This is a genomic window from Pleomorphomonas sp. T1.2MG-36, assembly GCF_950100655.1.
Classification (GTDB): Bacteria; Pseudomonadota; Alphaproteobacteria; order Rhizobiales; family Pleomorphomonadaceae; genus Pleomorphomonas.
On record NZ_CATNLY010000051.1, the window covers coordinates 88263 to 109157 of the forward strand.

The 20895-nt window shown below is 65.9% G+C and carries 23 protein-coding genes; 12 read left to right on the forward strand and 11 right to left on the reverse strand.

Annotated elements, in window-relative coordinates:
• Positions 1 to 54: 54 nt before the first annotated feature.
• On the reverse strand, positions 55 to 582 hold the full coding sequence (locus tag QQZ18_RS19675) for a hypothetical protein (RefSeq protein ID WP_284542667.1): 528 nt from the start codon (positions 580 to 582) through the stop codon (positions 55 to 57).
• A gap of 161 nt (positions 583 to 743) precedes the next feature.
• On the opposite strand from QQZ18_RS19675, the gene QQZ18_RS19680 reads away from it, so the two are divergent.
• The 4 genes from QQZ18_RS19680 to QQZ18_RS19695 all read left to right on the forward strand — a co-directional run bounded on the left by QQZ18_RS19680 (position 744) and on the right by QQZ18_RS19695 (position 5422).
• Positions 744 to 1877 (forward strand): lytic transglycosylase domain-containing protein, encoded by a 1134-nt coding sequence (locus QQZ18_RS19680; protein WP_284542668.1) that lies wholly within the window; start codon positions 744 to 746, stop codon positions 1875 to 1877.
• Between the two features lie 60 nt (positions 1878 to 1937).
• Entirely contained in the window at positions 1938 to 2375 is a 438-nt protein-coding gene (locus QQZ18_RS19685; protein WP_284542669.1) for a YqaA family protein, read from the forward strand.
• A 113-nt stretch (positions 2376 to 2488) separates the two neighbouring features.
• Positions 2489 to 3640: a DUF2336 domain-containing protein gene (locus tag QQZ18_RS19690; RefSeq protein WP_284542670.1), complete on the forward strand. Its 1152-nt coding sequence runs from the start codon at positions 2489 to 2491 to the stop codon at positions 3638 to 3640.
• Positions 3641 to 3988: 348 nt separating this feature from the next.
• On the forward strand, positions 3989 to 5422 hold the full coding sequence (locus QQZ18_RS19695) for a pyruvate kinase (protein ID WP_446728694.1): 1434 nt from the start codon (positions 3989 to 3991) through the stop codon (positions 5420 to 5422).
• 48 nt (positions 5423 to 5470) lie between these two features.
• Here QQZ18_RS19695 and QQZ18_RS19700 read toward each other — a convergent pair whose 3' ends face one another.
• Both QQZ18_RS19700 and QQZ18_RS19705 read right to left on the reverse strand, forming a co-directional pair.
• Positions 5471 to 6013: an Hpt domain-containing protein gene (locus QQZ18_RS19700; RefSeq protein ID WP_284542672.1), complete on the reverse strand. Its 543-nt coding sequence runs from the start codon at positions 6011 to 6013 to the stop codon at positions 5471 to 5473.
• An 82-nt stretch (positions 6014 to 6095) separates the two neighbouring features.
• Positions 6096 to 6881, reverse strand: coding sequence for an NAD kinase (locus QQZ18_RS19705; RefSeq protein ID WP_284542673.1), 786 nt, complete (start codon positions 6879 to 6881; stop codon positions 6096 to 6098).
• Between the two features lie 213 nt (positions 6882 to 7094).
• Between QQZ18_RS19705 and cutA the strand changes: the two genes are divergently transcribed.
• Together cutA and QQZ18_RS19715 are read left to right on the forward strand one after the other, a co-directional pair.
• A complete protein-coding gene (gene cutA, locus QQZ18_RS19710; protein WP_284542674.1) occupies positions 7095 to 7469 on the forward strand; it encodes a divalent-cation tolerance protein CutA in 375 nt (124 codons plus the stop codon).
• Between the two features lie 212 nt (positions 7470 to 7681).
• The gene (locus QQZ18_RS19715; protein WP_342398935.1) at positions 7682 to 8299 is read left to right on the forward strand and encodes a class I SAM-dependent methyltransferase; all 618 of its coding nucleotides are present in this window, start codon (positions 7682 to 7684) and stop codon (positions 8297 to 8299) included.
• Between the two features lie 38 nt (positions 8300 to 8337).
• Here the strand turns inward: QQZ18_RS19715 and QQZ18_RS19720 are convergent, their stop codons facing one another.
• Positions 8338 to 9135 carry an SDR family NAD(P)-dependent oxidoreductase gene (locus tag QQZ18_RS19720; protein WP_284542675.1) on the reverse strand — a complete coding sequence of 266 codons (798 nt, stop codon included), beginning with the start codon at positions 9133 to 9135 and terminating at the stop codon, positions 8338 to 8340.
• Between the two features lie 277 nt (positions 9136 to 9412).
• Here QQZ18_RS19720 and QQZ18_RS19725 point away from each other — a divergent pair, with 277 nt between their 5' ends.
• Together QQZ18_RS19725 and QQZ18_RS19730 are read left to right on the forward strand one after the other, a co-directional pair.
• Positions 9413 to 9748 carry an ArsR/SmtB family transcription factor gene (locus QQZ18_RS19725; protein WP_284542676.1) on the forward strand — a complete coding sequence of 112 codons (336 nt, stop codon included), beginning with the start codon at positions 9413 to 9415 and terminating at the stop codon, positions 9746 to 9748.
• A complete protein-coding gene (locus tag QQZ18_RS19730; protein ID WP_284542677.1) occupies positions 9745 to 10173 on the forward strand; it encodes an SRPBCC family protein in 429 nt (142 codons plus the stop codon). The genes QQZ18_RS19725 and QQZ18_RS19730 overlap by 4 nt, the downstream gene beginning before the upstream one ends.
• A gap of 140 nt (positions 10174 to 10313) precedes the next feature.
• On the opposite strand, the gene ctrA is transcribed toward QQZ18_RS19730, so the two are convergent.
• A complete protein-coding gene (gene ctrA, locus QQZ18_RS19735) occupies positions 10314 to 11009 on the reverse strand; it encodes a response regulator transcription factor CtrA (RefSeq protein WP_026792093.1) in 696 nt (231 codons plus the stop codon).
• A 403-nt stretch (positions 11010 to 11412) separates the two neighbouring features.
• Here ctrA and fliI point away from each other — a divergent pair, with 403 nt between their 5' ends.
• Together fliI and fliJ are read left to right on the forward strand one after the other, a co-directional pair.
• A complete protein-coding gene (gene fliI / locus QQZ18_RS19740) occupies positions 11413 to 12759 on the forward strand; it encodes a flagellar protein export ATPase FliI (RefSeq protein ID WP_284542957.1) in 1347 nt (448 codons plus the stop codon).
• 6 nt (positions 12760 to 12765) lie between these two features.
• Positions 12766 to 13179: a flagellar export protein FliJ gene (gene fliJ, locus QQZ18_RS19745; RefSeq protein WP_284542678.1), complete on the forward strand. Its 414-nt coding sequence runs from the start codon at positions 12766 to 12768 to the stop codon at positions 13177 to 13179.
• Between the two features lie 119 nt (positions 13180 to 13298).
• Here fliJ and QQZ18_RS19750 read toward each other — a convergent pair whose 3' ends face one another.
• The 4 genes from QQZ18_RS19750 to QQZ18_RS19765 all read right to left on the reverse strand — a co-directional run bounded on the left by QQZ18_RS19750 (position 13299) and on the right by QQZ18_RS19765 (position 16310).
• On the reverse strand, positions 13299 to 13472 hold the full coding sequence (locus QQZ18_RS19750; protein ID WP_284542679.1) for a hypothetical protein: 174 nt from the start codon (positions 13470 to 13472) through the stop codon (positions 13299 to 13301).
• 232 nt (positions 13473 to 13704) lie between these two features.
• Entirely contained in the window at positions 13705 to 14799 is a 1095-nt protein-coding gene (gene ychF, locus QQZ18_RS19755) for a redox-regulated ATPase YchF (protein ID WP_284542680.1), read from the reverse strand.
• 99 nt (positions 14800 to 14898) lie between these two features.
• Positions 14899 to 15606 carry an aminoacyl-tRNA hydrolase gene (pth, locus tag QQZ18_RS19760; RefSeq protein ID WP_284542681.1) on the reverse strand — a complete coding sequence of 236 codons (708 nt, stop codon included), beginning with the start codon at positions 15604 to 15606 and terminating at the stop codon, positions 14899 to 14901.
• 74 nt (positions 15607 to 15680) lie between these two features.
• Complete coding sequence (locus QQZ18_RS19765; RefSeq protein WP_284542682.1) at positions 15681 to 16310, reverse strand: 50S ribosomal protein L25/general stress protein Ctc; 630 nt, start codon at positions 16308 to 16310, stop codon at positions 15681 to 15683.
• Positions 16311 to 16591: 281 nt separating this feature from the next.
• On the opposite strand from QQZ18_RS19765, the gene QQZ18_RS19770 reads away from it, so the two are divergent.
• Positions 16592 to 17149, forward strand: coding sequence for a hypothetical protein (locus QQZ18_RS19770; RefSeq protein WP_284542683.1), 558 nt, complete (start codon positions 16592 to 16594; stop codon positions 17147 to 17149).
• Positions 17150 to 17258: 109 nt separating this feature from the next.
• Positions 17259 to 18467 (forward strand): AGE family epimerase/isomerase, encoded by a 1209-nt coding sequence (locus QQZ18_RS19775; protein WP_284542684.1) that lies wholly within the window; start codon positions 17259 to 17261, stop codon positions 18465 to 18467.
• A gap of 94 nt (positions 18468 to 18561) precedes the next feature.
• Here QQZ18_RS19775 and QQZ18_RS19780 read toward each other — a convergent pair whose 3' ends face one another.
• Positions 18562 to 19641, reverse strand: a complete 1080-nt coding sequence (locus tag QQZ18_RS19780; protein WP_284542685.1) for an IS630 family transposase — start codon at positions 19639 to 19641, stop codon at positions 18562 to 18564.
• A 158-nt stretch (positions 19642 to 19799) separates the two neighbouring features.
• A complete protein-coding gene (locus QQZ18_RS19785; RefSeq protein WP_284542686.1) occupies positions 19800 to 20732 on the reverse strand; it encodes a ribose-phosphate pyrophosphokinase in 933 nt (310 codons plus the stop codon).
• Between the last annotated feature and the right edge of the window lie 163 nt (positions 20733 to 20895).

Sequence of the window (20895 nt, forward strand, 5' to 3'; positions counted from 1 at the left end):
GGTCAGGTCGATGGCTCTGGCGAGCGACCAGGCCGCCGAGGCCTACCGCGCCCCCTATGCGGGAGAGCAGGCTTTGCCGTCGCCATCGACCAGCAGATGGGTGAAGCCGGCGATGGCCGGCTTGCCGGCCGGCGATAGACTGCCATCGCCGGTGAGGTAGACCGGCAGGCGCAGGGCCGCACCCGCGAGCGCCACGAGGCCGGCAGCGACGGAGCGCGGGGCGTCGATGCCGCCGGGGGCGCCCAGGGCGAAACCGTCGAGATCGATGCCCATGGCGGCGAGCCGGCGCGAGGTGGGCCTGTCGCGGCCGAGCCGGAGCGCGGCCGCCGGGCCGGCGATTTCCAGGATCAGCGACACGGCGCCGTCGGCGAGGCCGAGCTCCGCCTCGGTGACCGACAGCGCCACCGCCATCCGGTCGGCCGGGGCGAAGTCGTCGTCGACCGGGACGAGGATTGCCCGGGCGCCGGCGGTGACGGCGGCGCGGGCAGCGTCGGGATCGGATGTGGCAACCGAGAAGGTGACGCCCGGCGCATCGTCGCCGTCGGCGATCAGCGGCCACAGCAGAGCGGGCCGATTTACCAAGTCTTTTCTGATGTTTCTGCTGAGTAACTGGAAGATGAACGACATTTACCAATCCTTAACCATTCTTGATGAGAATGATTAACAAATGACTAAACGAGGCTGGAGAGCCTCGCCCTCCGATTTGCTGGAGTTCCTGGAGGGCTCTTGCTGGTGAAACGCCCATGAATCCGGTTTTCCAATGGGTCTACGGGACGCCGGCGCAGAAGACGACGGCGCCGCCGACCGCGTCAACAAGCATTTCGGGCCGCATCGAGCAGGCGTTCGACGCGGCAAGCGACACCACCGGCACATCCTTCCAGTATCTCCTCGACACCGCTCAGCGGGAGTCCTCGCTGCAACCGGACGCCAAGGCCTCGACATCGTCGGCCGCCGGCCTGTTCCAGTTCGTCGAGGGCACCTGGCTGCAGACGCTGAAGGAAGAGGGGCCATCGCTGGGGCTCGGACAGTATAGCGCCCAGATCGCCAAGACCGCCAGCGGCCGCTATCAGGTGGCGGACCCGGCCATGCGGGAGAAGATCCTGGCACTGCGCGAGGACCCGGACGTCTCGGCGCTGGTGGCCGGCGCCTTCACCCGCCGCAACGCCCAGTCGCTGCGCGACGATATCGGCCGGGATGCGACGGCGGGCGAGCTCTACATCGCCCACTTCCTCGGGGCCAAGGGCGCCTCCTCGCTGATCGGCGCCGCCGGCAGCGAGCCGACGTCGAGCGCCGCCGACCTGTTCCCGCAGGCCGCCAGATCCAACCCGACCATCTTCTACGACGGCGGGCGCGAACGCACCGTCGCCGAGGTCTACGCCAACCTGACCGGCAAGCATGGCGGCTCGTCGCCGGTTGCCGTCGATGCCGGCCATATCGTCGCCCGGCTGGACAGGCCGGACGAGCCGGTCTCCACCCGCTGGGACCCGGCACTCGGCTATACGGATGCCGAGACCGGCGGCGGCGCGTCGCGGCGCATCGCCGAGGCGGAATCGGCGCTGACCGCGCTCACCTCGACGGACAGCGCCCCCCGTTCCGGCTGGACGGCGACCGAGCCGACCGACGCCTTTTCGGCGATCTACCGCAGCGACGGCACCACCACCGCCAATGCCGCCGCCGCCTTCTGGCAGGGCTTCAGCCTGTCGCCGAACCTGTTCCACACCGCCGTCGCCGACGATGCCGGTGGCCTCTCCACGGCCGCTGCCCAGGCGGCCGACACCAGCGCGGCGCTGAGGGCCAGCCGGCCGGGCCAGATCCTGGATCGCGGCTTCAAGGCGAGCGGACCGCTGGATCTCGCCGCCTTCCTCCACGACAGCTGACGCATTGACCGTTCGCCGCCCAACCGTTCGAACCGTGCCTTTTCTCTCGAAGGCGGCGGCATGATCGACCTTGCCGTCTATGCCGGGCTGTTCCTGGCGGCGCTGATGGCCGCCACCATCCTGCCGTTGCAGTCGGAGGCGGCGCTGGTCGCGCTTCTTGTCGCCGGCGGCCAGCCGGCCTGGCTTCTGGTGGCGGTGGCTGGACTTGGGAACGTGCTCGGGTCGGTCGTCAACTGGCTGATCGGCCGGGGCATCGAGCGGTTTCGGGATCGCCCGTGGTTTCCGGTGAAGCCCTCCGCTCTCGACCGGGCGCAGGGGTGGTACCGGCGCTATGGCAAGTGGTCGCTGCTGTTGAGCTGGGCGCCCGTCGTCGGCGATCCGCTGACCGTGGTGGCCGGTCTGGCGCGCGAACCGCTTCCGATCTTTCTGCTCCTCGTCACCATCGCCAAGCTGGGGCGCTACATGGTGCTGGCGGCGCTGACGCTCAGCGTAACGTGACGGCGCCATTGCCAAATATCATGGTGAACCAATCCTTAAGGGTCGGCATGGGATCATCCTGTAGATGATCGCTGGCGCGTGAGGCCGGCGCTTGAGTGCAACGGGGCAGGGGCATGGGGCGGTTTCGGCTCATCGACTGGATGGACAATGCACCGGCTCCGGCTCGGGCCTCGGCGGTGCCGGCGCTGGTCAGGAGCTACGTCCACGGCGACCTCACGCCCGACGCGCGGGACATGATCGAGGCGGCGCTGACGATCATTGCCGACGATCCGTCGCCCGACGTCCGCCGGGCGTTGGCCGAGGCGCTGTCGATCCACGAGACGGCGCCGCGCCACCTGATCGTGGCGCTATCGCAGGATCTGCCGGCCGTCGCCGAGCCGATCTTTCGCCGTTCGCCCTGCCTGATCGACAGCGAACTCACGGCGGCCGTGGCGCTCGGCACGCCGTCGATCGCCAGGGCCATCGCCAGCCGGCCGTGGATTTCCTTCGAGGTGGCCGACGCCATCGCCGCCGAGGGCGACCGCGAGGCCGTGCTCGCCATGCTCGCCAACCCCGGCGCCGATCTCGACGGCGAAGCCTTCGCCGCCATCGCCGACCGTCTGGGCACCGATGGCGACGTCCGCGAGGCGCTGTTCGCCCGCAGCGACCTGCCGCTCGCCGTGCGGCAATCCCTGATTTCGGCGCTTGGCGAGAAGCTCGGCCGCTTCCTGGTTGGGCGCGCCTGGATCGCGCCCAAGCGGGCGGGCGTGGTGCTGCGCGAGGCCTGCGACAAGGCCACGGTGTTCCTCGCCGGCTCCGCCGACGAAGCCGAACTGTCCGCGCTGGTGGAACATCTCCGGTCGTCGGGCCAGTTGACGACCGCGCTGCTCATCCGCTCGATGTGCGAGGGGCACATCCGTTTTCTCGAAGCGGCACTCGCCCGGCTGTCGGGCCTGCCGGCGCCCCGCGTCTACGCCCTGCTGATGGATGGCCGGGTCGGTGCGCTGCGGGCGCTGTTCACCCGGGCCGGCTTGCCGGAGCGCAGCCACGCCGCCTTTCTCGCGGCGCTGGAGGTCTGGCGCGAGCTGGACTATGACGGCCGCGAGGGCGACAAGCCACGCTTCGGCCGCCGCATGATCGAGCGCATCCTCACCCGCTATCAGGAATTTGCGCCGGGCGAGGTGGACGACATGCTCGCCATGCTGAGGCGGCTTGCCGCAGAAAGTGCTCGCACGGCCGCACGCGAGATCCTGGCCGCCCGGCGCGAGGGCCGGCGGGCCGCCTGATCCGACCTTTTCAGTTCATCCGAGAGCCACCGGCTCCCTGGCTATGACGCCGGGGCCGATGTCCTGTCCGCAGGACTGCCGGAGCCGTACATTTGACTATGGCAAAAGCTCTAGGGAATGGCGACATATGCCTGAAGCATCATCCTTCAGGCGAAAGCCGATCCCGGAACGATGATGCCCTTTGAATCATCACCGAGAGCATCGGCCCGGCTCCATCGGGCCGGCTGCGCTCTGGCGGGCTGGGGGCGGTCGATGCCTCCGGCCCGGTAACGTCGTTTGGAAGGAAAGGCGCTGGCAATGCGGGGTAGGTCGAAGTCCGTCGTGGGGCAGAGTGAAGCCGACAAGCTGATGGATGACGTCCTGGCCTTGCGGGTGGCCGTCCTCGATGAGGCGTCGGGCCTCATCGAGCGCTTCGGCGGTGCCGCCGCCTCTCCGGCGATCGTCAACCTCGCGCATTACCTTTGTCTGCGGCACCACGATCTGCGCGCCATGCAGCGCCGGCTGATGCGGCACGGCCTGTCGTCGCTGGGCGGGCTGGAAAGCCGGACCCTGCCGACCATCGATGCCGTGCTGGCGATGCTCGGCTCACTCACGGGTCGCCCTCCGCCGGCCCCCATGACCGACGAGGCGGAGTTCTTTGCCGGCGAGACGCGCTTGGTGCAGGCCACCGACACCCTGTTCGGGCCGGAGCCGCCCCATCGCCGGGGCCGGATCATGGTGACGCTGCCCACCGAGGCCGCCGGGGACCGGGCGTTTGTCGACGATCTCGCCCGCTACGGCATGGACGTGGCGCGGATAAACTGCGCCCATGACGATCCCGCCACATGGCGGGCCATGGCAGCCAACGCGCGGACGGCCGGCGAAGCGCTCGGGCGGCGGATTTCCGTTCTCATGGACATTGCCGGTCCCAAGATCCGCACCGGAGCGGTGGCCGTGGCCGACGGCCGGCCGCGTCTGCGGATCGGAGATGCCTTCCGCCTATGCGCCGAGGGGGAGCCGCGCCTTGATGCCGATGCATCCTACGCGGCGGGCGTGTCGCTGGCCGAGATGGTCAACCGCCTGACGGTCGGCGACCGCGTGCTCTACAACGACAGCAAGCTCGAAGGCGTCGTCGAGAGCTGCGGCGGCGGCGAGGCGTTGATCCGGGTGCGGCGGGTCAAGGCCGGCGGCTTGCGCCTCAAGCCCGACAAGGGCCTCAACCTGCCGGACACGGCGCTCGGCCTGTCGCCGCTCACCGGCAAGGACCACAGGGACCTGGAGACGGCGATCGAGTGCGCCGACATGATCGGCTACTCCTTCGTCAGCCACCCCGACGACATCGACCTTCTGGAGGGATTGCTGCCGAAGGTCGTGGCCGAGCGTCGCTCGCTCGGTCTGGTGGCCAAGATCGAGCGGCCCGAGGCGGTGCGCAACCTGCCCGACCTGATCGCCAGGGCCAGCGGACGGCGGCCGCTGGGCGTGATGATCGCGCGCGGCGACCTGGCCGCCGAGATCGGATTCGAGCGTCTGGCCGAGATGCAGGAACAGATCCTGTGGGTGTGCGAGGCCGCCGCCGTGCCGGTGATATGGGCCACGCAGGTGCTGGAAAGCCTGGTTCGCGACGGAACGCCGTCACGCGCCGAAATGACCGACGCGGCGATGGCCGCCCGCGCCGAATGCGTCATGCTGAACAAGGGGCCGGCCGTCTGCCTGGGCGTTCAGGTGCTCGACGGTCTGCTGTCGCGGATGGACGAGCACATGTTCAAGAAGACGCCGACGTTGCGGGCGCTGAAGTCCTGGTGATCGCGGGCATGGTGTCGCGGCCGCCGCGGCACCGCGTCGGGCGGGTGCTCACAAATCGCGGATGATGACGCCGTCGTCTTCCTCGTCAATGTGGCCGTGGCGGGCGATATAGGCTTCGGTCACGTCGAGGAGCGTCTGCGTCAGTGCCGAGCCGACGCGGTTCTGCTCGTCCTTGGCGCGCTCGCGGACGATGGCGCGGATGGCGTCGACGTGCTGGTTGACGAGATCGACCGGCGTCAGGGCGCGCTCGGTGATGCGTTCGAGCAGCGCGCACAGGCTGCCGGCGACACGGGTCGCCAGGGGAAAGCCGAGCGTGGTCGACTGGCCCTTGATGTCGTGGACGGCGCGATGGAAGGCGCGCTTCTCCTCGCCCTCGCGATAGTCGGCGGCGGCCCAGGCGTCGCGCGTCGCGAACATCGTCTTGACCTCGTCGAGCATCCAGTCGTCGAAATGCGTCGACAGGATCTGCAACGCCGCCTCGGCGCGCTTCACCGGATCATCGGCCGGCGAGCGACGACGGATCTCCCGCACCTTCTTGCGCAGGTCGTTCTTGGCCTCGATGTATTCGGGAGCGTCGGAAGGCTTGGACATCGGCGTTGATTCCGTCGATTGCACGGCGAGAAACCGCGAGGGGCGATTGTCGTCTTCCTCGCTTAAGGAAACGTAACGGATCTCAAGTCCGGAATTGCTCCGTCAGAACGCGCTCTTCCCAGCCGTGATTACGGTCGAACAGGATGAGGCTGCGCTGGCGCACGTCGGCCTTGACGGCGACGCGCAGCACGTCGCGCACCTCCTGATGATCGGCGGCAACCGAGACCGGCCGCTTCTGGTGTTCCAGCACGTCGATGACGATCGAGCAGCGATCGGGAATGACGGCGCCGCGCCAGCCGCGCGGACGGAAGGCGCTGATCGGCGTCACCGCCAAAAGCGGCACGTGAATCGGCAGGATGGGGCCGTGGGCGGACAGATTGTAGGCGGTCGAGCCGGCCGGCGTCGCCACCAGCACGCCGTCGCAGCTCATCTCCTCGAGACGCACCGTGTCGTCGATGGAGATCCTGAGCTTGGCCGCCTGATACGTCTGCCGCATCATCGACACTTCGTTGAAGGCGTGGGCGAGGTGCGTGTCGCCGAACACCGTCTTCGCCTCCATGGCGAGCGGGTGCAGGGCGGTGACCACCGAATCGACCAGACGCTCCCTGAGACCCTCGACGCGGAACTCGTTCATCAGGAAGCCGACCGAACCGCAGTTGAGCCCGTAGATCGGCTTGTCGGAGTTGATGAAGCGGTGCAGCGTCTGGAGCATCAGCCCGTCGCCGCCGAGCGCCACGATGGCGTCGGCGTCCTCGGCGTCCACGTTGCCGTATTCGGCGATAAGCCGGGTCCTGGCTTCCTGGGCCTCTGGCGTGTCGCTGGCAACGAAGGAAAGGTGCTCGAAGGAAGGGCGTCCGTTATGCGGCATCAGGTCCGTCGCGTCACTCGTCCAGCGGTTCAACCGCTTCGGCCGGCCGCCATCGTCCCCTGCCAAACGCGACATACGGACGATGCGCCCGCCGCAATTGGGGGTCCACTTTCGTAGGATATGATCTAGCATGGCGCCGTTGAAAAGGAAACGTGCCGCGCCGGCCGCGATTCTCGCCGGCCCCGGCAACCTCCGGAAGCTGCGGGAGAAGCCATGTCGAAATCCGTCGACGACCTGCGTATCGTCAGCGTCACCTGTCCGGACGAGGCAACGGCGCTTGCCATCGCCCGACTCGTCGTGGACCGGCGCCTCGCCGCCTGCGCCAACATCGTGCCGGGCGTGCGCAGCATCTATCGCTGGATGGGCGAGATCAGCGAGGACAACGAGGTGCTCCTCACCATGAAGACGCGCGAGGATTTCGTGGAGTCGCTGTTCACGGCTATCGTCGCCAACCATCCCTTCCAGCAGCCGGCCATCGAAGTGGTGGCACTGGCCGGCGCCGGGCGCGGCGTCGCCGCCTGGATCCGGGCGGAGACCGGTGGCGAAAGCAGCACGACGCTGCCGAAGGGTTTCAAATCCGTCGAATAGAACAGGCGACGGACGTGGGGTCGCACGGGGTGTTGCCGGGACGATTTTCCCGGCAAACGAAGCATATTCGGTCTTAAAATCACTCTAGACAAAATTTGCGGCTTGATGACCATGCGGAGAGGGCGGGCGATGCCGGTGCCTTATTCCGCGAGGGCGACATAGATCCAGATCAGAACGGCCGATTGCTCCGGTTCATCCGGGATAACTTTGCGGTGGGGCCCGTTCCGACCCTGCCGGAGATCCGTCTGCACACGGCTGGTCCACGGAGCGGGTTGTGGCGGCTTGCCAAGCGGGACGAGGCTTTCGGTCCGCCTTATTGGGCGCACACCTGGGGTGGCGGCCTGGCGCTGGCAAGGTACCTCCTCGACACTCCCGACATCGTCGCCGGCCGTCGCGTGCTCGACATGGGCGCCGGTTCCGGCGTCGTCGGCATCGCCGCGGCCAGGGCGGGGGCGAGAGACGTCGTGGCGGCCGACATCGATCCCTATGCCATGGCGGCGATAGAGCTCAACGCCGAGACGAACGCCGTCGACGTCCTGCCGCTCCTCGCCGATCCGACGGCGGGTCCGGTTCCGGAGGTCGACGTCGTCCTGGTCGGCGACCTCTACTACGAGCCCGAACTTGCGGTGCGGGTCACCGCCTTTCTCGACAGGTGCCTCGCGTCGAATGTCGGCGTCCTGATCGGCGATCCCTGGCGCGACTTCCTGCCCCGCTCCCGCTTGCGGCTTCTGGCCGAGTATCCGGGGCCGGACTTTTCGGCGATCGGCCGGCGCGAGCGGTCGACGAACGCCGTGTTCTCGTTCGAGCCGCCCGGCCGTCCACCTCAGTAGGGCTCCGCGCGGTGTCGCGCCCGGAGCCCTCGCGGCGTCTATTCCGGGATCATGCCGGCCGTCAGGTTGACGTAGGCGGCCGTCATCGAGCGGGCCTTGTCGGACACCAGGAACGCGGCGGTCTCCGCGACGTCGTCGAGCGTCGGCAGCCGCCCCAGGAAGGTGGTCTGCGCGCCGCCGGCCAGCCACTGGTCGACGGAAAGCCCCATGGCCGCCGCCTTCGGCTGAAAGAGCTCCCGCGTGTAGGATCCGGCGGCCGGCGCGTCCGAGATGGCATGCGGGCCAAGGCAGACGACGCGGATGTTGCGCGGTCCGAGTTCGGCCGCCAGCACGCGCGAGAAGGCCTCGACGCCGGCGCAGGTGACGCTGTAGCCGAGATGGCCCGGAGGCGCCGAACGTCCCGCCGGTGTGGACAGCGTGAGGATGACGCCCTGCCGCGACTTGCCCATGTGGGGCACGACGGCCTTGGTGCTGTTGAACAGCGAGCGCAGGAAGTTGTCGACCGGGCTCATGAAGGTGTCGAGGTCGAGGTCGTCGATGAAGCTGCCCTGATCGTGCATGAAGCTGGTGGCGTTGATGGCGACGTCGATCTCGCCGATGCGCTCGACGAGCGCCTCCACGGCGCGCCGGGTGGCGCCCTCGTCGAGGCAGTCGACGGAGAACACCTCGGCAGTGCCGCCGGCCGACCGTACGGCCTCGGCGGTGACGGCCAGCCTGTGTGCGCCGCGCGCGCCGAGATAGACCTTGGCGCCCTCCGCCGCGAAGGCCTTGGCCATTGCCGTTCCGATGGCGCCGCTGCCACCCATGATGACGATGCGTTTGCCGTTCAGTATCATGTCTGTTCCCCTGGTCGGGACATGCGGCGACCCGATGCGCGCGTTACGGCATCGGCCGTCCGAGGACGTCCCCTATGTTGACTGGATGATCAGCCGGTTTCCGGTAAGGCGCGTTCGCCCGAGGGGCGAGGTCTCCGGAAAGCGGAAAAGGCATGGCCGGCTTGGGCCGCCTTTGTTGATCGCGAGATCGATAGCTGCTATCTGTCAACCGATCGGTTGACATGTAATCTCTAGCCTGTCTCAGAAAGGACGTCAACCATTTGGTTGACGGGTTTCCATGATTTCGACGGAAGAGCGCCTCGACGCGGTGTTTCACGCCTTGTCCAACCGGACGCGGCGGCAGCTGATCGCCGATCTGGCCCGGTGTCCCGCCCGGGTCAACGAGCTGGCCCGCCCCTACGACATGTCCGTCAACGCCATCTCCAAGCATCTTTTCGTGCTGGAGAAGGCCGGGCTGCTGGAACGGCGTCAGGATGGCGGCACGCAGAGCTGTGCGTTGACGCCGTTCGCCCTGTCCGAAGCCAGCCAGTGGATCGAGCACTATCGGCACTACTGGACGAGCCAGCTGGACGGATTGGCCGGCTTCGTCGAAGGACAGGCGGACGAGGAATGAAGGCAACGGAACTCTTCACGTCCCGCGTCGTCAAGGCCGGGCGGGACCGCGTGTTCGCCGCCTGGACCTTACCCAATCTGGTGAAGCAGTGGTGGGGCCCGCCGCCCTATACCTGCCCGCATGCCGAGATCGACCTCCGGGTCGGCGGCACCTACCGGCTGGCCAATCTGGGGCCCGACGGCGAGACGATCTGGATCAGCGGCGTGTTCACCCGCGTCGATGTGCCCACCGCGCTCAGCTACACCTGGAAGCTCAGCACGCGCACGACCGAGCCGTCGCTCGTTCACGTGTCCTTCGTCGATCATCCCGAGGGAACCGAGGTGCGCATCCATCACGAGCGCTTCGCCGATGTCGCCGTGCGCGACGAACATGCGCTGGGCTGGCAAGGATGCATCGGTCGCCTCTGCGAGCTGGCGTTCGACTGAACGAGGCGTCGGGCGGCCTCCGCCAAGGATGGCGGGCGTCAATCGCCCATCCGGGCAACAAAAAACCCCGGCGAGGCCGGGGCGAAGCCGAGCGCGGCGCGAAAAGGGGAAACGCGCCGCAGCTCGCTGGGTTCGATCGTTCAGACCGCTTCCTGGATCTCGTCCGGCTCGCGCAGCACGTAGCCACGGCCCCAGACGGTCTCGATGTAGTTGCGGCCATCGGTGGCATTCGCCAGCTTCTTGCGCAGCTTGCAGATGAACACGTCGATGATCTTCAGTTCCGGCTCGTCCATGCCGCCGTAGAGATGGTTGAGGAACATCTCCTTGGTGAGCGTCGTTCCCTTGCGCAGGGAAAGCAGCTCCAGCATCTGGTATTCCTTGCCGGTCAGATGCACGCGGTTGCCATTGACCTCGACGGTCTTGGTGTCGAGGTTGACCACTAGGTCGCCCGTGACGATGACCGACTGGGCATGACCCTTGGACCGGCGAACGATCGCATGAATGCGGGCGATCAGCTCGTCCTTGTGGAACGGCTTGGTCATGTAGTCGTCGGCGCCGAAGCCGAGACCGCGCACCTTGTCCTCGATGTTGCCCAAACCGGACAGAATGAGGATAGGCGTCTTGACCTTCGACACGCGCAGCGTCCGAAGCACTTCATAACCCGACATGTCCGGCAGGTTGAGATCCAGCAGGATGATATCGTAGTCATAGAGCTTGCCGAGGTCGATGCCTTCCTCGCCAAGATCCGTCGTGTAGACATTGAAGCTCTCGGACTTCAGCATCAATTCGATGCTTTGTGCGGTCGCGCTGTCGTCCTCGATCAGCAAAACTCGCATTCCGTTATCCCCTTTTTCTAGGGCCTCGGGCCCGACCTTCTGTCGGAAGCGTGTCCGGTCTTCCGCCGGACATGGGCTATCGGGGCCAAGGCTAGTACCGAATGGTTAACAAACAATGATTCTCGGCCGCAAGCGTTTTGACGCCAATCCGCCAAAAGTCCGGGCAGGTCATTCAGAATCAACGATAAATTGGCTTCGGTTGTCCTCATGCGACAAATTAAGAAATTTGCCTAAGCGATTCTGCCGACTCCACGAAGATTCCTTGTCCACACCCCGGTCGCCCCACGCCGGTCCTCATCGCACTCTAAGCAAAGTATTAACGCCGGACGTTAACGAAGCGTTACACTCCCCCTGTCGAACCGAATCAATTCGGAAACCTTTTGCCCGGAACACGCCGATGACGCTGGACCGTCTCGCCGCCGAAATCGCCGCTCTTCGCCCGTTGGAGATCTACGGGCGCGTTGCCAGCGTGCAGGGCATGCTGGTCGAGGTGGCCGGACCGGTGCAGGAGATGAGCGTCGGCGCCCGCCTGTCGGTCAGCGGCTTCGGTGGCGCCCAGGTGCCGGTCGAGGTGGTCGGCTTCAACAACGGCAAGGCGCTGTGCCTGCCGTTCGCCTCGATGGAGGGCGTGCGGCTCGGCGCCAAGGCGACCATCGCCACCTCGTCGGCCTCGGTCCGGCCGTCGGAGGGCTGGCTCGGCCGGGTGATCAACGCCTTCGGCGAGCCGATCGACGGCAAGGGGCCGCTGCCCATGGGGCCGAGCGAAATGCCGCTCAGGGCCTCGCCGCCCCAGGCGGCCGAGCGGGCGAGGGTGGGCGAGCCGATCGATCTCGGCGTCCGTGTCCTCAATACCTTTGCCACCTGCTGCCGCGGCCAGCGCATGGGCATCTTCGCCGGCTCGGGCGTCGGCAAGTCGGTGCTGCTGTCCATGCTGGCCCGCTACACCGCCTGCGACGTGTCGGTGATCGGTCTGGTCGGCGAGCGCGGCCGCGAGGTGCAGGAATTCATCGAGGACGACCTCGGCGAGGACGGTCTCGCCCGTTCGGTGGTGGTGGTCGCCACCTCCGACGAGACGGCGCTGATGCGGCGGCAGGCCGCCTACCTGACGCTGACCGTCGCCGAATACTTCCGCGACCAGGGGCAGGACGTGCTCTGCCTGATGGACTCGGTGACGCGCTTTGCCATGGCCCAGCGCGAGATCGGCCTGTCGGCCGGCGAGCCGCCTACGTCCAAAGGATATACGCCGACGGTGTTCGCCGAGCTGCCGCGCCTGCTGGAACGCGCCGGTCCCGGCCCGGTGGGGGGCGGCACCATCACGGGCCTGTTCACCGTTCTGGTCGACGGCGACAATCATAACGAGCCGGTGGCCGATGCCGTGCGCGGCATTCTCGACGGCCATATCGTCATGGAGCGCGCCATCGCCGAGCGCGGCCGCTATCCGGCGGTCAATGTGCTGAAAACGGTATCGCGCACCATGCCCGGCTGCGTCGAACCGGAGATTCGGCCGATGATCCGCGATGCCAAGCGGCTGATGGCCACCTTCGCCGACATGGAGGAACTGATCCGCCTCGGCGCCTATCGGCGCGGAAGCAACCCGGATGTGGACCAGTCGATCGACGTTTCCGCCCCGCTCGAAGCCTTCCTGACGCAGGGAAAGGGTGAATGCACCCGTCGTTACGATGGCTATCGCGATCTTGCTCACCTTTTGGAAAGCACTGTCGGTTTACGATACGAGCATTCCGGGGAGTAATTTGAAATGAAATCTCGCAACAGTCTCATCCGACTCAAGCGGTTTCAGGTCGACGAGAAGCGTCGGCAGGTGATGCAGATCGAGATGATGATCGCCGAGTTCGAGCGCATGGCTACCGAGCTCGACGAGCAGATTCTGGCTGAGCAGAAGCGCAGCGGCATCACCGACATCACCCACTTCGCCTATCCGACCTTCGCCAAGGCGGCGATGGGCCGTCGCGACAATCTCATGGGGTCGGCCAACGATCTCAGGGGACAGCTCGAAGCGGCGCAGGCGGCGCTCAGCGAGGCGGTCGAGGAAATGAAGAAGATCGAGCTTCTGGAAGAGCGCGATCAGATGCGCGAAAAGACGGCCCAGGACGCGGCCGAGCAGGACGCGCTCGACGAAGTGGCGGCCCGCCGCTCCTACCACGCCGGCTGAGCCGAACGGTCGGCACCGTTTCCTTCCCTCATCGCTCCGGAAACACTTCGGGCGGGCATGCCGGGCATGTCCGCCGTTTTGTTATGTGGACTTGTGAAACGGGCCCCCTGTGACGGGCCTCAGGGCGCCTGCCAGCTCGTCGCGACGCCGGCACCGGCGGTGCCCGAAATCTCCACCGTCACGGAAAGCTCGCTCCGCCACATCCTGTCGGGCAGGCTACGGGCGGCGACCACGGTGGTCAGCGCCACCAGCGCGGCGGCGATCCAGCTCAGGAGTTTGGTCTTGCGGGCCATGGCGTGCTGCCGTTCTCGTTTGGCGCAGCCCCTTCTGCGCCATGATGTCACCTTATTGCCGCCGGCTTGAACGAGCGCCGAACCTGCCGTTCATCTGCCGTTCATCGCAGTAAACGATTGGTAAACGCGGTGTTCCTGCCGGAAACGCAAAAAGGAAACGCAAACCAGAAACGTCAACGCCGCCATGAAAGTTCCACGGCGGCGTCAAAAATGTGGCGAAGTCGGGATGGCGTCAGGTGTTGAACTTGAACAGCATGACGTCGCCATCGGCGACGACATATTCCTTGCCTTCGTCGCGGGCCTTGCCGAGTTCCTTGGCCTTCGCCTCGCCATAGGCGATGTAGTCCTCGTAGGCGATGGTCTGGGCGCGAATGAAGCCGCGCTCGAAATCGGTGTGAATGACGCCGGCCGCCTGGGGCGCCTTGGTGCCCTTCACGATCGTCCAGGCGCGGGTCTCTTTCGGACCGACGGTGAAATAGGTGATCAGGCCGAGCAGTTCGTAGCCGGCACGGATCAGCCGGTCGAGACCGGGCTCTTCGAGGCCGAGCGTTTCCAGGAACTCCTTCTGCTCGGCATCGTCGAGCTGGGCCACCTCCGCCTCGATGGCGGCGGAAATGACCACCGCCTTGGCGCCCAGATTCTCGGCCATCTCGAAGACGCGCGCCGTCTGGCTGTTGCCGGTGGCCGCCGCCGCTTCCTCGACATTGCAGACGTAGAGAACGGGCTTGGAGGTCAGGAGGTTGAGGCCGGCGAAGGCGGCTTCGGAGCCCTTGGGGATCGAGGCGGTGCGGGCCGGGCGGCCGTCGCGCAGCGCTTCAAGCGCCAGATCCATCAGCTCGACCTGCTCCTTGATGTCCTTGTCGCCACCCTGGGCACGCTTCCTGAGCGGCACCACGCGACGCTCCAGGCTGTCGAGGTCGGACAGCATCAGCTCGGTTTCCACCGTCTCGGCGTCGCTCACGGGATCGATGCGGCCTTCGACGTGGGTGATGTCGTTGTCCTCGAAGCAACGCAGCACGTGGACGATGGCATCGACCTCGCGGATGTTGCCGAGGAACTGGTTGCCGAGGCCTTCGCCCTTGGAGGCGCCGCGCACCAGGCCGGCGATGTCGACGAAGGTGATGCGGGTCGGCACGATCTGCGCCGACTTGCCCTTCTCGGCCAGCACCGTGAGGCGCGGGTCGGGCACGGCCACCTCGCCGGTGTTCGGCTCGATGGTGCAGAAGGGGTAGTTGGCCGCCTGGGCGGCCGCGGTCTTGGTGAGCGCGTTGAAGAGCGTGGACTTGCCGACGTTGGGCAGGCCGACGATGCCGCACTTGAAACCCATGGTGATCAGGCTTTCGTCTGGAGCGTTGCTGGCCGTGGTGTTAGGGAAGCGCCCCGTCGGCCGTCAAGCAAATTGTCGGGAATGGATCGAGGCTGGTCGTCAGCGCCGGGTCCTCTGGGCGAGCAGGCTCTTGAGGATGGCTGCCATGGCGTTCTTCTCCGGCGGCTTTTCCGGAGCCGGTTCGCCGGCCGGCGCCGGCTTGTCGGCGGCGGCTTCGGGCTTCGGCTTGCGCTCCGGTTTCGGCTCGGTGATGGCGTGGACGCGGTTGGCAAAGGTGGAGTCGGCGCCCTTCACCAACTCGCCGGCGTTGTCGGCGATGGCGTCGAGCAGGCGCACCAGCCAGTCGCGGTCGGCCTTGGCGAAGTCGGACAGCACGTGGGCGTGGACCAGGGCCTTGTCGCCGGGATGGCCGATGCCGAGCCGCATGCGGCGGTAGCCGTCGGTGATCTGCGAGGTGATGGACCGGAGGCCGTTGTGGCCGCCGTGGCCGCCGCCGACCTTCATCCGGAGCTTGCCGGGCGGCAGATCGAGCTCGTCGTGGATGACGACCACGTCGGACGGAGCGAGTTTCAGAAAGCGCACGGCATCGCCCACCGAGCGGCCGCTCTCGTTCATGTAGGTCTGCGGCTTCATCAGGAGCACGCGCTCGCCGTCGATGGTGCCTTCCGACACCTCGGCCTGGAAGTTCTTCCGCCAGGCGGGAAAGCGGTGGCGCGTGTGAATGACGTCGGCCGCCATGAAGCCGATGTTGTGGCGGTTGGACGCATATTTGGCGCCGGGGTTGCCGAGACCGACGAGAATGAGCACGCGCCTCTCCTCAAAAGATCAGGGGTTCCGATCTTCCGACCGGAACCCCGAACATGAGTCGCAAGACCGGATGATCAGGCCTTGGGCGCCGGAGCAGCAGCTTCGGCTTCAGCCGGCGCAGCAGTCTCTTCCGAGGTACCGGCGGCCGAACCGACGATCGCGGCGACAGAGAAGTCGTCATGATCGACCAGCGTCGCGCCTTCCGGCAGCGTCACGGCGGAGATGTGCACGGAGTCGCCGATGTTGAGCGCGCCGATATCGACGGTCAGGTGCTCAGGAATGTTGTTGGCGGAAACCAGCAGCGCCACTTCGTGGGCGGTGATGTTCAGAACGCCACCGCGCTTGAGGCCGGTCGACTTGTCCTGGCCGACGAAGTGCACCGGGACGTTGACGGTCACCTTGGTGTTCTCGGACACGCGGATGAAGTCGACGTGGACCAGGGTGTCGGTCACCGGGTCGAGCTGGTAGTCGCGCGGCAGGGCCTTGATTTCCTTGCCATCGACCTTGAGGGTGACGATGTGCGTCAGGAAGCCACCGGCGTGCAGCTTCAGGAAGGTTTCCTTGGTGTCGACCGCGATCGACAGCGGCGGCTGCTTGTCGCCATAAACGACGGCGGGCGTCTTGCCCTCACGGCGCAGGGCGCGGGCGGACCCCTTTCCCACCCGGTCACGCGGCGAGGCGACGAGCTCGTAGGTCTGAGCCATTTTCTCGTGCTTTCTAATTCGGATTACTGGCGGCTGCGGCCACGCGGCCGATGCCGATCCGGCGCTCCCTCCAGGGGGGTCGGCGCGGATGCGGGCGCTATAGCGGAAACGGCCGGGGAAGGCAAGGGAACGCGGGATTTTCCGAGGCATCTTGCCATCGTCGGGCATCTGGCGCCACCCACCCCGAACTCCGGATCCAACCAAGGACGAGGCTGGATTCCGGCCTCTACCTCCGGTTATATATCTCCCGTTTCGAGTGTTTTCTTTCCAGCAGGACCAATATGAAGATAGTCACTGCAGCCTTCGCGCTTGTCGGTCTGGCGACCCTTGCCTGCCCCGTTCTCGCCGAGGAAGCGCCACTCGTGCCCTCGGACAAGTTCCCGGGCTGGGTGACGAGGACGCGCGATACCGGCACCGTCTTCTTCTATTGCGCAGCGCCGAAGATCTGCGGCGAAGGCTCGATCGTCAGCTTTCACTTCCATGACCTCCCGGCGCCGACCAAGGCCGAGATTCGGGCAAAACAGAAAGAGCCTCGGCTGCCGATCACCTGCAGGAATGCCGGCGCCTACGACACCTGCGAGTACCCGGACGCCATCGACAAGAAAGGGCGGCCGACGCATTGGCGGCCAATGCCCGTTGAAGGCTTCGAGGCCGACTTCTTTCATAGCGGCTTTCTGTCCGCCCACGTGCCGGCCGGCTCGAAAATGCACTTTCTCATCACGCTCAGCAGTTCGGCCGCCAGCTACAAGCTCGCCAAGAAGAACTATGCCATGTTCCAGGCCGATCTGGGCAAGGCGCTCGGCCGGTCGGTGGCCTCTCCGTCGCGCGTCGCGAAGTAGCTCGCTCGACTGACGCGCCCTCGGGTCACTCCGGTCTGGCAAAGCCGATGAAAACGTTTAGGAAGGGCGGGGCCGGCATTTCCACGTGCGGCATGACAGGAGCTGAGCGATGGCGACGGATGGTAAGAGCATGCGGGAGGAGATCCTTCGCGAGCTCACGGAGAACATCCTTCCTTTCTGGCAGAGCCGCATGCGCGACCCGAAGGGCGGCTTCTTCGGCGCCGCCGATTGCAACGGCGTCGTCGACAAGGAGGCGCCGCGCGCCGCCGTGGTTAATGCCCGCATCCTCTGGACCTTCGCCACGGCGACGCGCGTGCTCGGCGCGAACTATGGCGCCACCGCCGACTGGGCGTTCGACGATCTCCGCACCCGCTTCATGGACGGAGAGCACGGCGGCCTCTACTGGCTGGTCGATGCCGAGGGGCGACCGCTGTCCGACCGTAAGCAGATCTATGCCCAGGCCTTCGCCATCTACGCCTTCTCCGAATATGCCCGGGCCACCGGCAACCGCGAAGCCCTGGGGCTGGCGATCGATCTGTTCCGGCTGATCGAGAAGCACGCCGCCGACCGCGAGCGCGGCGGCTACATCGAGGCGCTGGATCGCGCCTGGGGGCCGCTGTCCGACATGCGCCTGTCGGAGAAGGACCTCAACAGCCCGAAGTCGATGAACACGCATCTCCACATCATGGAGGCCTACACCAACCTCCTGAGGATCTGGCGCGATCCGGCGCTGGTGGCGCGGCAGTCCGAGCTGATCGCCATCACGCTCGACCGCATCGTCGACAGCCGCACCGGGCACTTCAGGCTGTTCTTCGACATGGACTGGCGCTCGCTGAACGATCATGTTTCCTACGGCCACGACATCGAGGGCAGTTGGCTCCTCGTCGAGGCGGCCGAGGTGCTGGGCGACGAGGCGCTTCTCACCCGCGCCAGACAGGCCGCCGTGCTGATGGCAGAGCGAACGCTGGCCGAGGGGCGCGACCGCGACGGCAGCCTGCATTACGAGGCGCACGGCGACGGTCGACTGATCGACGGCGACAAGCACTGGTGGCCGCAGGCCGAGGCGCTGGTCGGTTTCCAGAACGCCTGGGAGATGACGGGCAACCTGGCCTTCCACGATGCGGTGCGCGACGTCTGGGCCTTCATCCGCGATCGCGTGGCCGATCGCACGCATGGCGAATGGCACGCCAAGCTGACGCCGGACGGACGGCCCTACACGGCGGCAGAGGACGCCGACGCCTGCCTCGCCGGTCCGTGGAAGTGCCCCTATCACAACGCCCGCGCCTGCTTCGAGATGCTGGCCCGGCTGAAGGGGTGAGCGCGTAGAGAGGCGTGGAAAGCTCGGAGGCTGGATGCTGCCCGAGGTCCTGCGCCTGCGCGCAGGATGGCAGAATTATATAATTATACCCGGCCTACATCAAAACCCGGAATTTTCTCGGATCGATGATATGGAAGTCATCGGATATAAAGTCTCTCAACTTGAGCCATTGGCTTGGTAAAGTTTTCCGGAAGAACACGTTCACCGCATCTACGAAATCGGCGAATCTTTCGTAGTACTTGTTGTGGGTGACCGATGTGTGCATGACGCGCCATAATCGCTCGATCGCGTTGAGATTGGGCGCGTAGGGTGGCAGGAATCTGAGATCAAGCCTTTGTCCGTGCTCGACCATCCATGCCTCAACCTCCTTGGCGTGGTGGTATTTGGCATTGTCGAGGAACACATGGATTTTCCCCGCCCCCGGATAGGCGGAGAGCAGGCGCGAAAACAGGCGAATGGTCGTCTCTGCGTTGACGGTTTCTCCTTCGACAATCTGGCAGAGGCCGCTTTCCAGATTGATGGCGCCATGCAGGTTCAGTCGCTGGCGACCGGCCGTCCGCAAGATGGCAACCGGATCGCCTTTCTTGATCCAGCCATGAGCCGGACGACTCTGGTATTCCGGATGAACCGCATCAAGGAAAACCACCTGGTCATTGGCCCCCAATCGGCTGAGGAGGCGGGAATACTCGGCCACGAACGCTTGTTGCGCTTGCACTGTCGGCAAGCGTGGCAGCGCCTTCGGCTTCTTGTATTCGAACCCGAGACGAGCGAGCAGCTTGATCATCCCGGACCGGCTGTAGGCGATGGAAAACCGTTTCTCGACAAGGGCAATGATCTCGGACGTGCTGATGAACACGCGCGCCATCAGCGCTTTCACCAAGTCTATTTCCTGCGGCGCCGAAAGACGCGGCAGGCTGCCTTTCCAGCCGAAATCCGTCAGACGCCCAACACCGCCCGAAGTCCAGCGTTGATGCCACTGGTAAACAGTGTCGTCGTCAACATAAAGCACCCGCGCCACCTCCGGCACGGCGAGCCCGTCATCCAAAAGAAGGATCGCATGCGCCCGCCGCGCTGGACCATGTTGGCCAGAGGGACGACGAACCAGCGATAGCAAATGCTGGCGTTCTGAAGCGGTCAGGAATTGGCCTCTGATCATCCCGCAATCAGAATCCATCGGAACCTATTCCGCAAGCCTTCCCAGCTATTTGCCGGGATTCTACGGAGTCGGGGTATAAAACAAAAACATAGCCTTCATCCTGCGCGCAAGCGCAGGACCTCGGGCCGGAAGAAGCGCAGGATGGATATCGGGCGCCCAAACCGGGAGCCCGCCAACTAAATGAACAGGCTCGACACCGACTGCTCGGCGGCGGTGCGCGAGATGGCCTCGCCGATCAGCGGGGCGATGGAGATCCAGCGCAGCTTGGGGCTGTTCTCGAAGTCTTCGGTCGGCTGGATGGAGTTGGTGAACACCATTTCCTTCAGCTTCGAAGCGGTGATGCGAGCGATGGCGCCGCCCGTCAGCACGCCGTGCGTGGCATAGGCGGTGACCGACTTGGCGCCCTGGGCGAGCAGCGCTTCGGCGGCGTTGCACAGCGTGCCGCCGGAATCGACGATGTCGTCGACGAGGATGCAGTCGCGACCGCCGACGGCGCCGATGATGTTCATCACCTCGGACTCGCCGGGCCGCTCGCGACGCTTGTCGACGATGGCGAGCGGAGCGTCGATGCGCTTGGCCAGCGCGCGGGCGCGCACCACACCGCCGACGTCCGGCGACACGATCACCACGTTGTCGGTGGCGTAGCGCTCCTTGATGTCGCGCACGAACACCGGCGCGGCGAACAGGTTGTCGGTGGGGATGTCGAAGAAGCCCTGGATCTGGCCGGCATGCAGGTCGAGGGTGAGAACGCGGTCGACGCCGGCGTTGGTGATCAGGTTGGCGACCAGCTTGGCCGAGATCGGCGTGCGGCCCTGCGAGCGACGATCCTGCCGGGCGTAGCCGAAGTAGGGCAGCACGGCGGTGATGCGCTTGGCCGAGGAGCGGCGGAGCGCATCGGTGATGATCAGCAGCTCCATCAGGTTGTCGTTGGCCGGGTAGCTGGTCGACTGGAGGACGAAGACGTCCTCGCCGCGCACGTTCTCGAGGATCTCGACGAAAATCTCCTGGTCGGCGAAGCGGCGGACGGAGGTTTTGGTGAGCGGCTTCTCCAGATAATCGGAGACCTGATCGGCTAGCTTCGGGTTGGAGTTTCCAGCGACAAGTTTCATGAACGTCGACCTCGCGAAAAGACCACGCCGCCCTTCACGAGGACGGCGACCGGCTGGCTGGCTCAGATTTGCGCGCCTTTTAGCAGTGCGGCGGGGACGCGTAAACACGCGATCTCGCAAATGCTGCCATGCTCCCGGTGTTTTGCGCCGACTTACGAACGAG

Excerpts from the sequence above, each read along its gene's own strand:
- QQZ18_RS19680 (WP_284542668.1), top strand. The coding sequence starts at position 744 with ATGAATCCGGTTTTCCAATGGGTCTACGGGACGCCGGCGCAGAAGACG.
- QQZ18_RS19685 (WP_284542669.1), top strand. The coding sequence starts at position 1,938 with ATGATCGACCTTGCCGTCTATGCCGGGCTGTTCCTGGCGGCGCTGATG.
- QQZ18_RS19690 (WP_284542670.1), top strand. The coding sequence starts at position 2,489 with ATGGGGCGGTTTCGGCTCATCGACTGGATGGACAATGCACCGGCTCCG.
- QQZ18_RS19695 (WP_446728694.1), top strand. The coding sequence starts at position 3,989 with ATGGATGACGTCCTGGCCTTGCGGGTGGCCGTCCTCGATGAGGCGTCG.
- QQZ18_RS19700 (WP_284542672.1), bottom strand. The coding sequence starts at position 6,013 with ATGTCCAAGCCTTCCGACGCTCCCGAATACATCGAGGCCAAGAACGAC.
- QQZ18_RS19705 (WP_284542673.1), bottom strand. The coding sequence starts at position 6,881 with ATGCCGCATAACGGACGCCCTTCCTTCGAGCACCTTTCCTTCGTTGCC.
- cutA (WP_284542674.1), top strand. The coding sequence starts at position 7,095 with ATGTCGAAATCCGTCGACGACCTGCGTATCGTCAGCGTCACCTGTCCG.
- QQZ18_RS19720 (WP_284542675.1), bottom strand. The coding sequence starts at position 9,135 with ATGATACTGAACGGCAAACGCATCGTCATCATGGGTGGCAGCGGCGCC.
- QQZ18_RS19725 (WP_284542676.1), top strand. The coding sequence starts at position 9,413 with ATGATTTCGACGGAAGAGCGCCTCGACGCGGTGTTTCACGCCTTGTCC.
- QQZ18_RS19730 (WP_284542677.1), top strand. The coding sequence starts at position 9,745 with ATGAAGGCAACGGAACTCTTCACGTCCCGCGTCGTCAAGGCCGGGCGG.
- ctrA (WP_026792093.1), bottom strand. The coding sequence starts at position 11,009 with ATGCGAGTTTTGCTGATCGAGGACGACAGCGCGACCGCACAAAGCATC.
- fliJ (WP_284542678.1), top strand. The coding sequence starts at position 12,766 with ATGAAATCTCGCAACAGTCTCATCCGACTCAAGCGGTTTCAGGTCGAC.
- QQZ18_RS19750 (WP_284542679.1), bottom strand. The coding sequence starts at position 13,472 with ATGGCCCGCAAGACCAAACTCCTGAGCTGGATCGCCGCCGCGCTGGTG.
- ychF (WP_284542680.1), bottom strand. The coding sequence starts at position 14,799 with ATGGGTTTCAAGTGCGGCATCGTCGGCCTGCCCAACGTCGGCAAGTCC.
- QQZ18_RS19765 (WP_284542682.1), bottom strand. The coding sequence starts at position 16,310 with ATGGCTCAGACCTACGAGCTCGTCGCCTCGCCGCGTGACCGGGTGGGA.
- QQZ18_RS19770 (WP_284542683.1), top strand. The coding sequence starts at position 16,592 with ATGAAGATAGTCACTGCAGCCTTCGCGCTTGTCGGTCTGGCGACCCTT.
- QQZ18_RS19775 (WP_284542684.1), top strand. The coding sequence starts at position 17,259 with ATGGCGACGGATGGTAAGAGCATGCGGGAGGAGATCCTTCGCGAGCTC.
- QQZ18_RS19780 (WP_284542685.1), bottom strand. The coding sequence starts at position 19,641 with ATGGATTCTGATTGCGGGATGATCAGAGGCCAATTCCTGACCGCTTCA.
- QQZ18_RS19785 (WP_284542686.1), bottom strand. The coding sequence starts at position 20,732 with ATGAAACTTGTCGCTGGAAACTCCAACCCGAAGCTAGCCGATCAGGTC.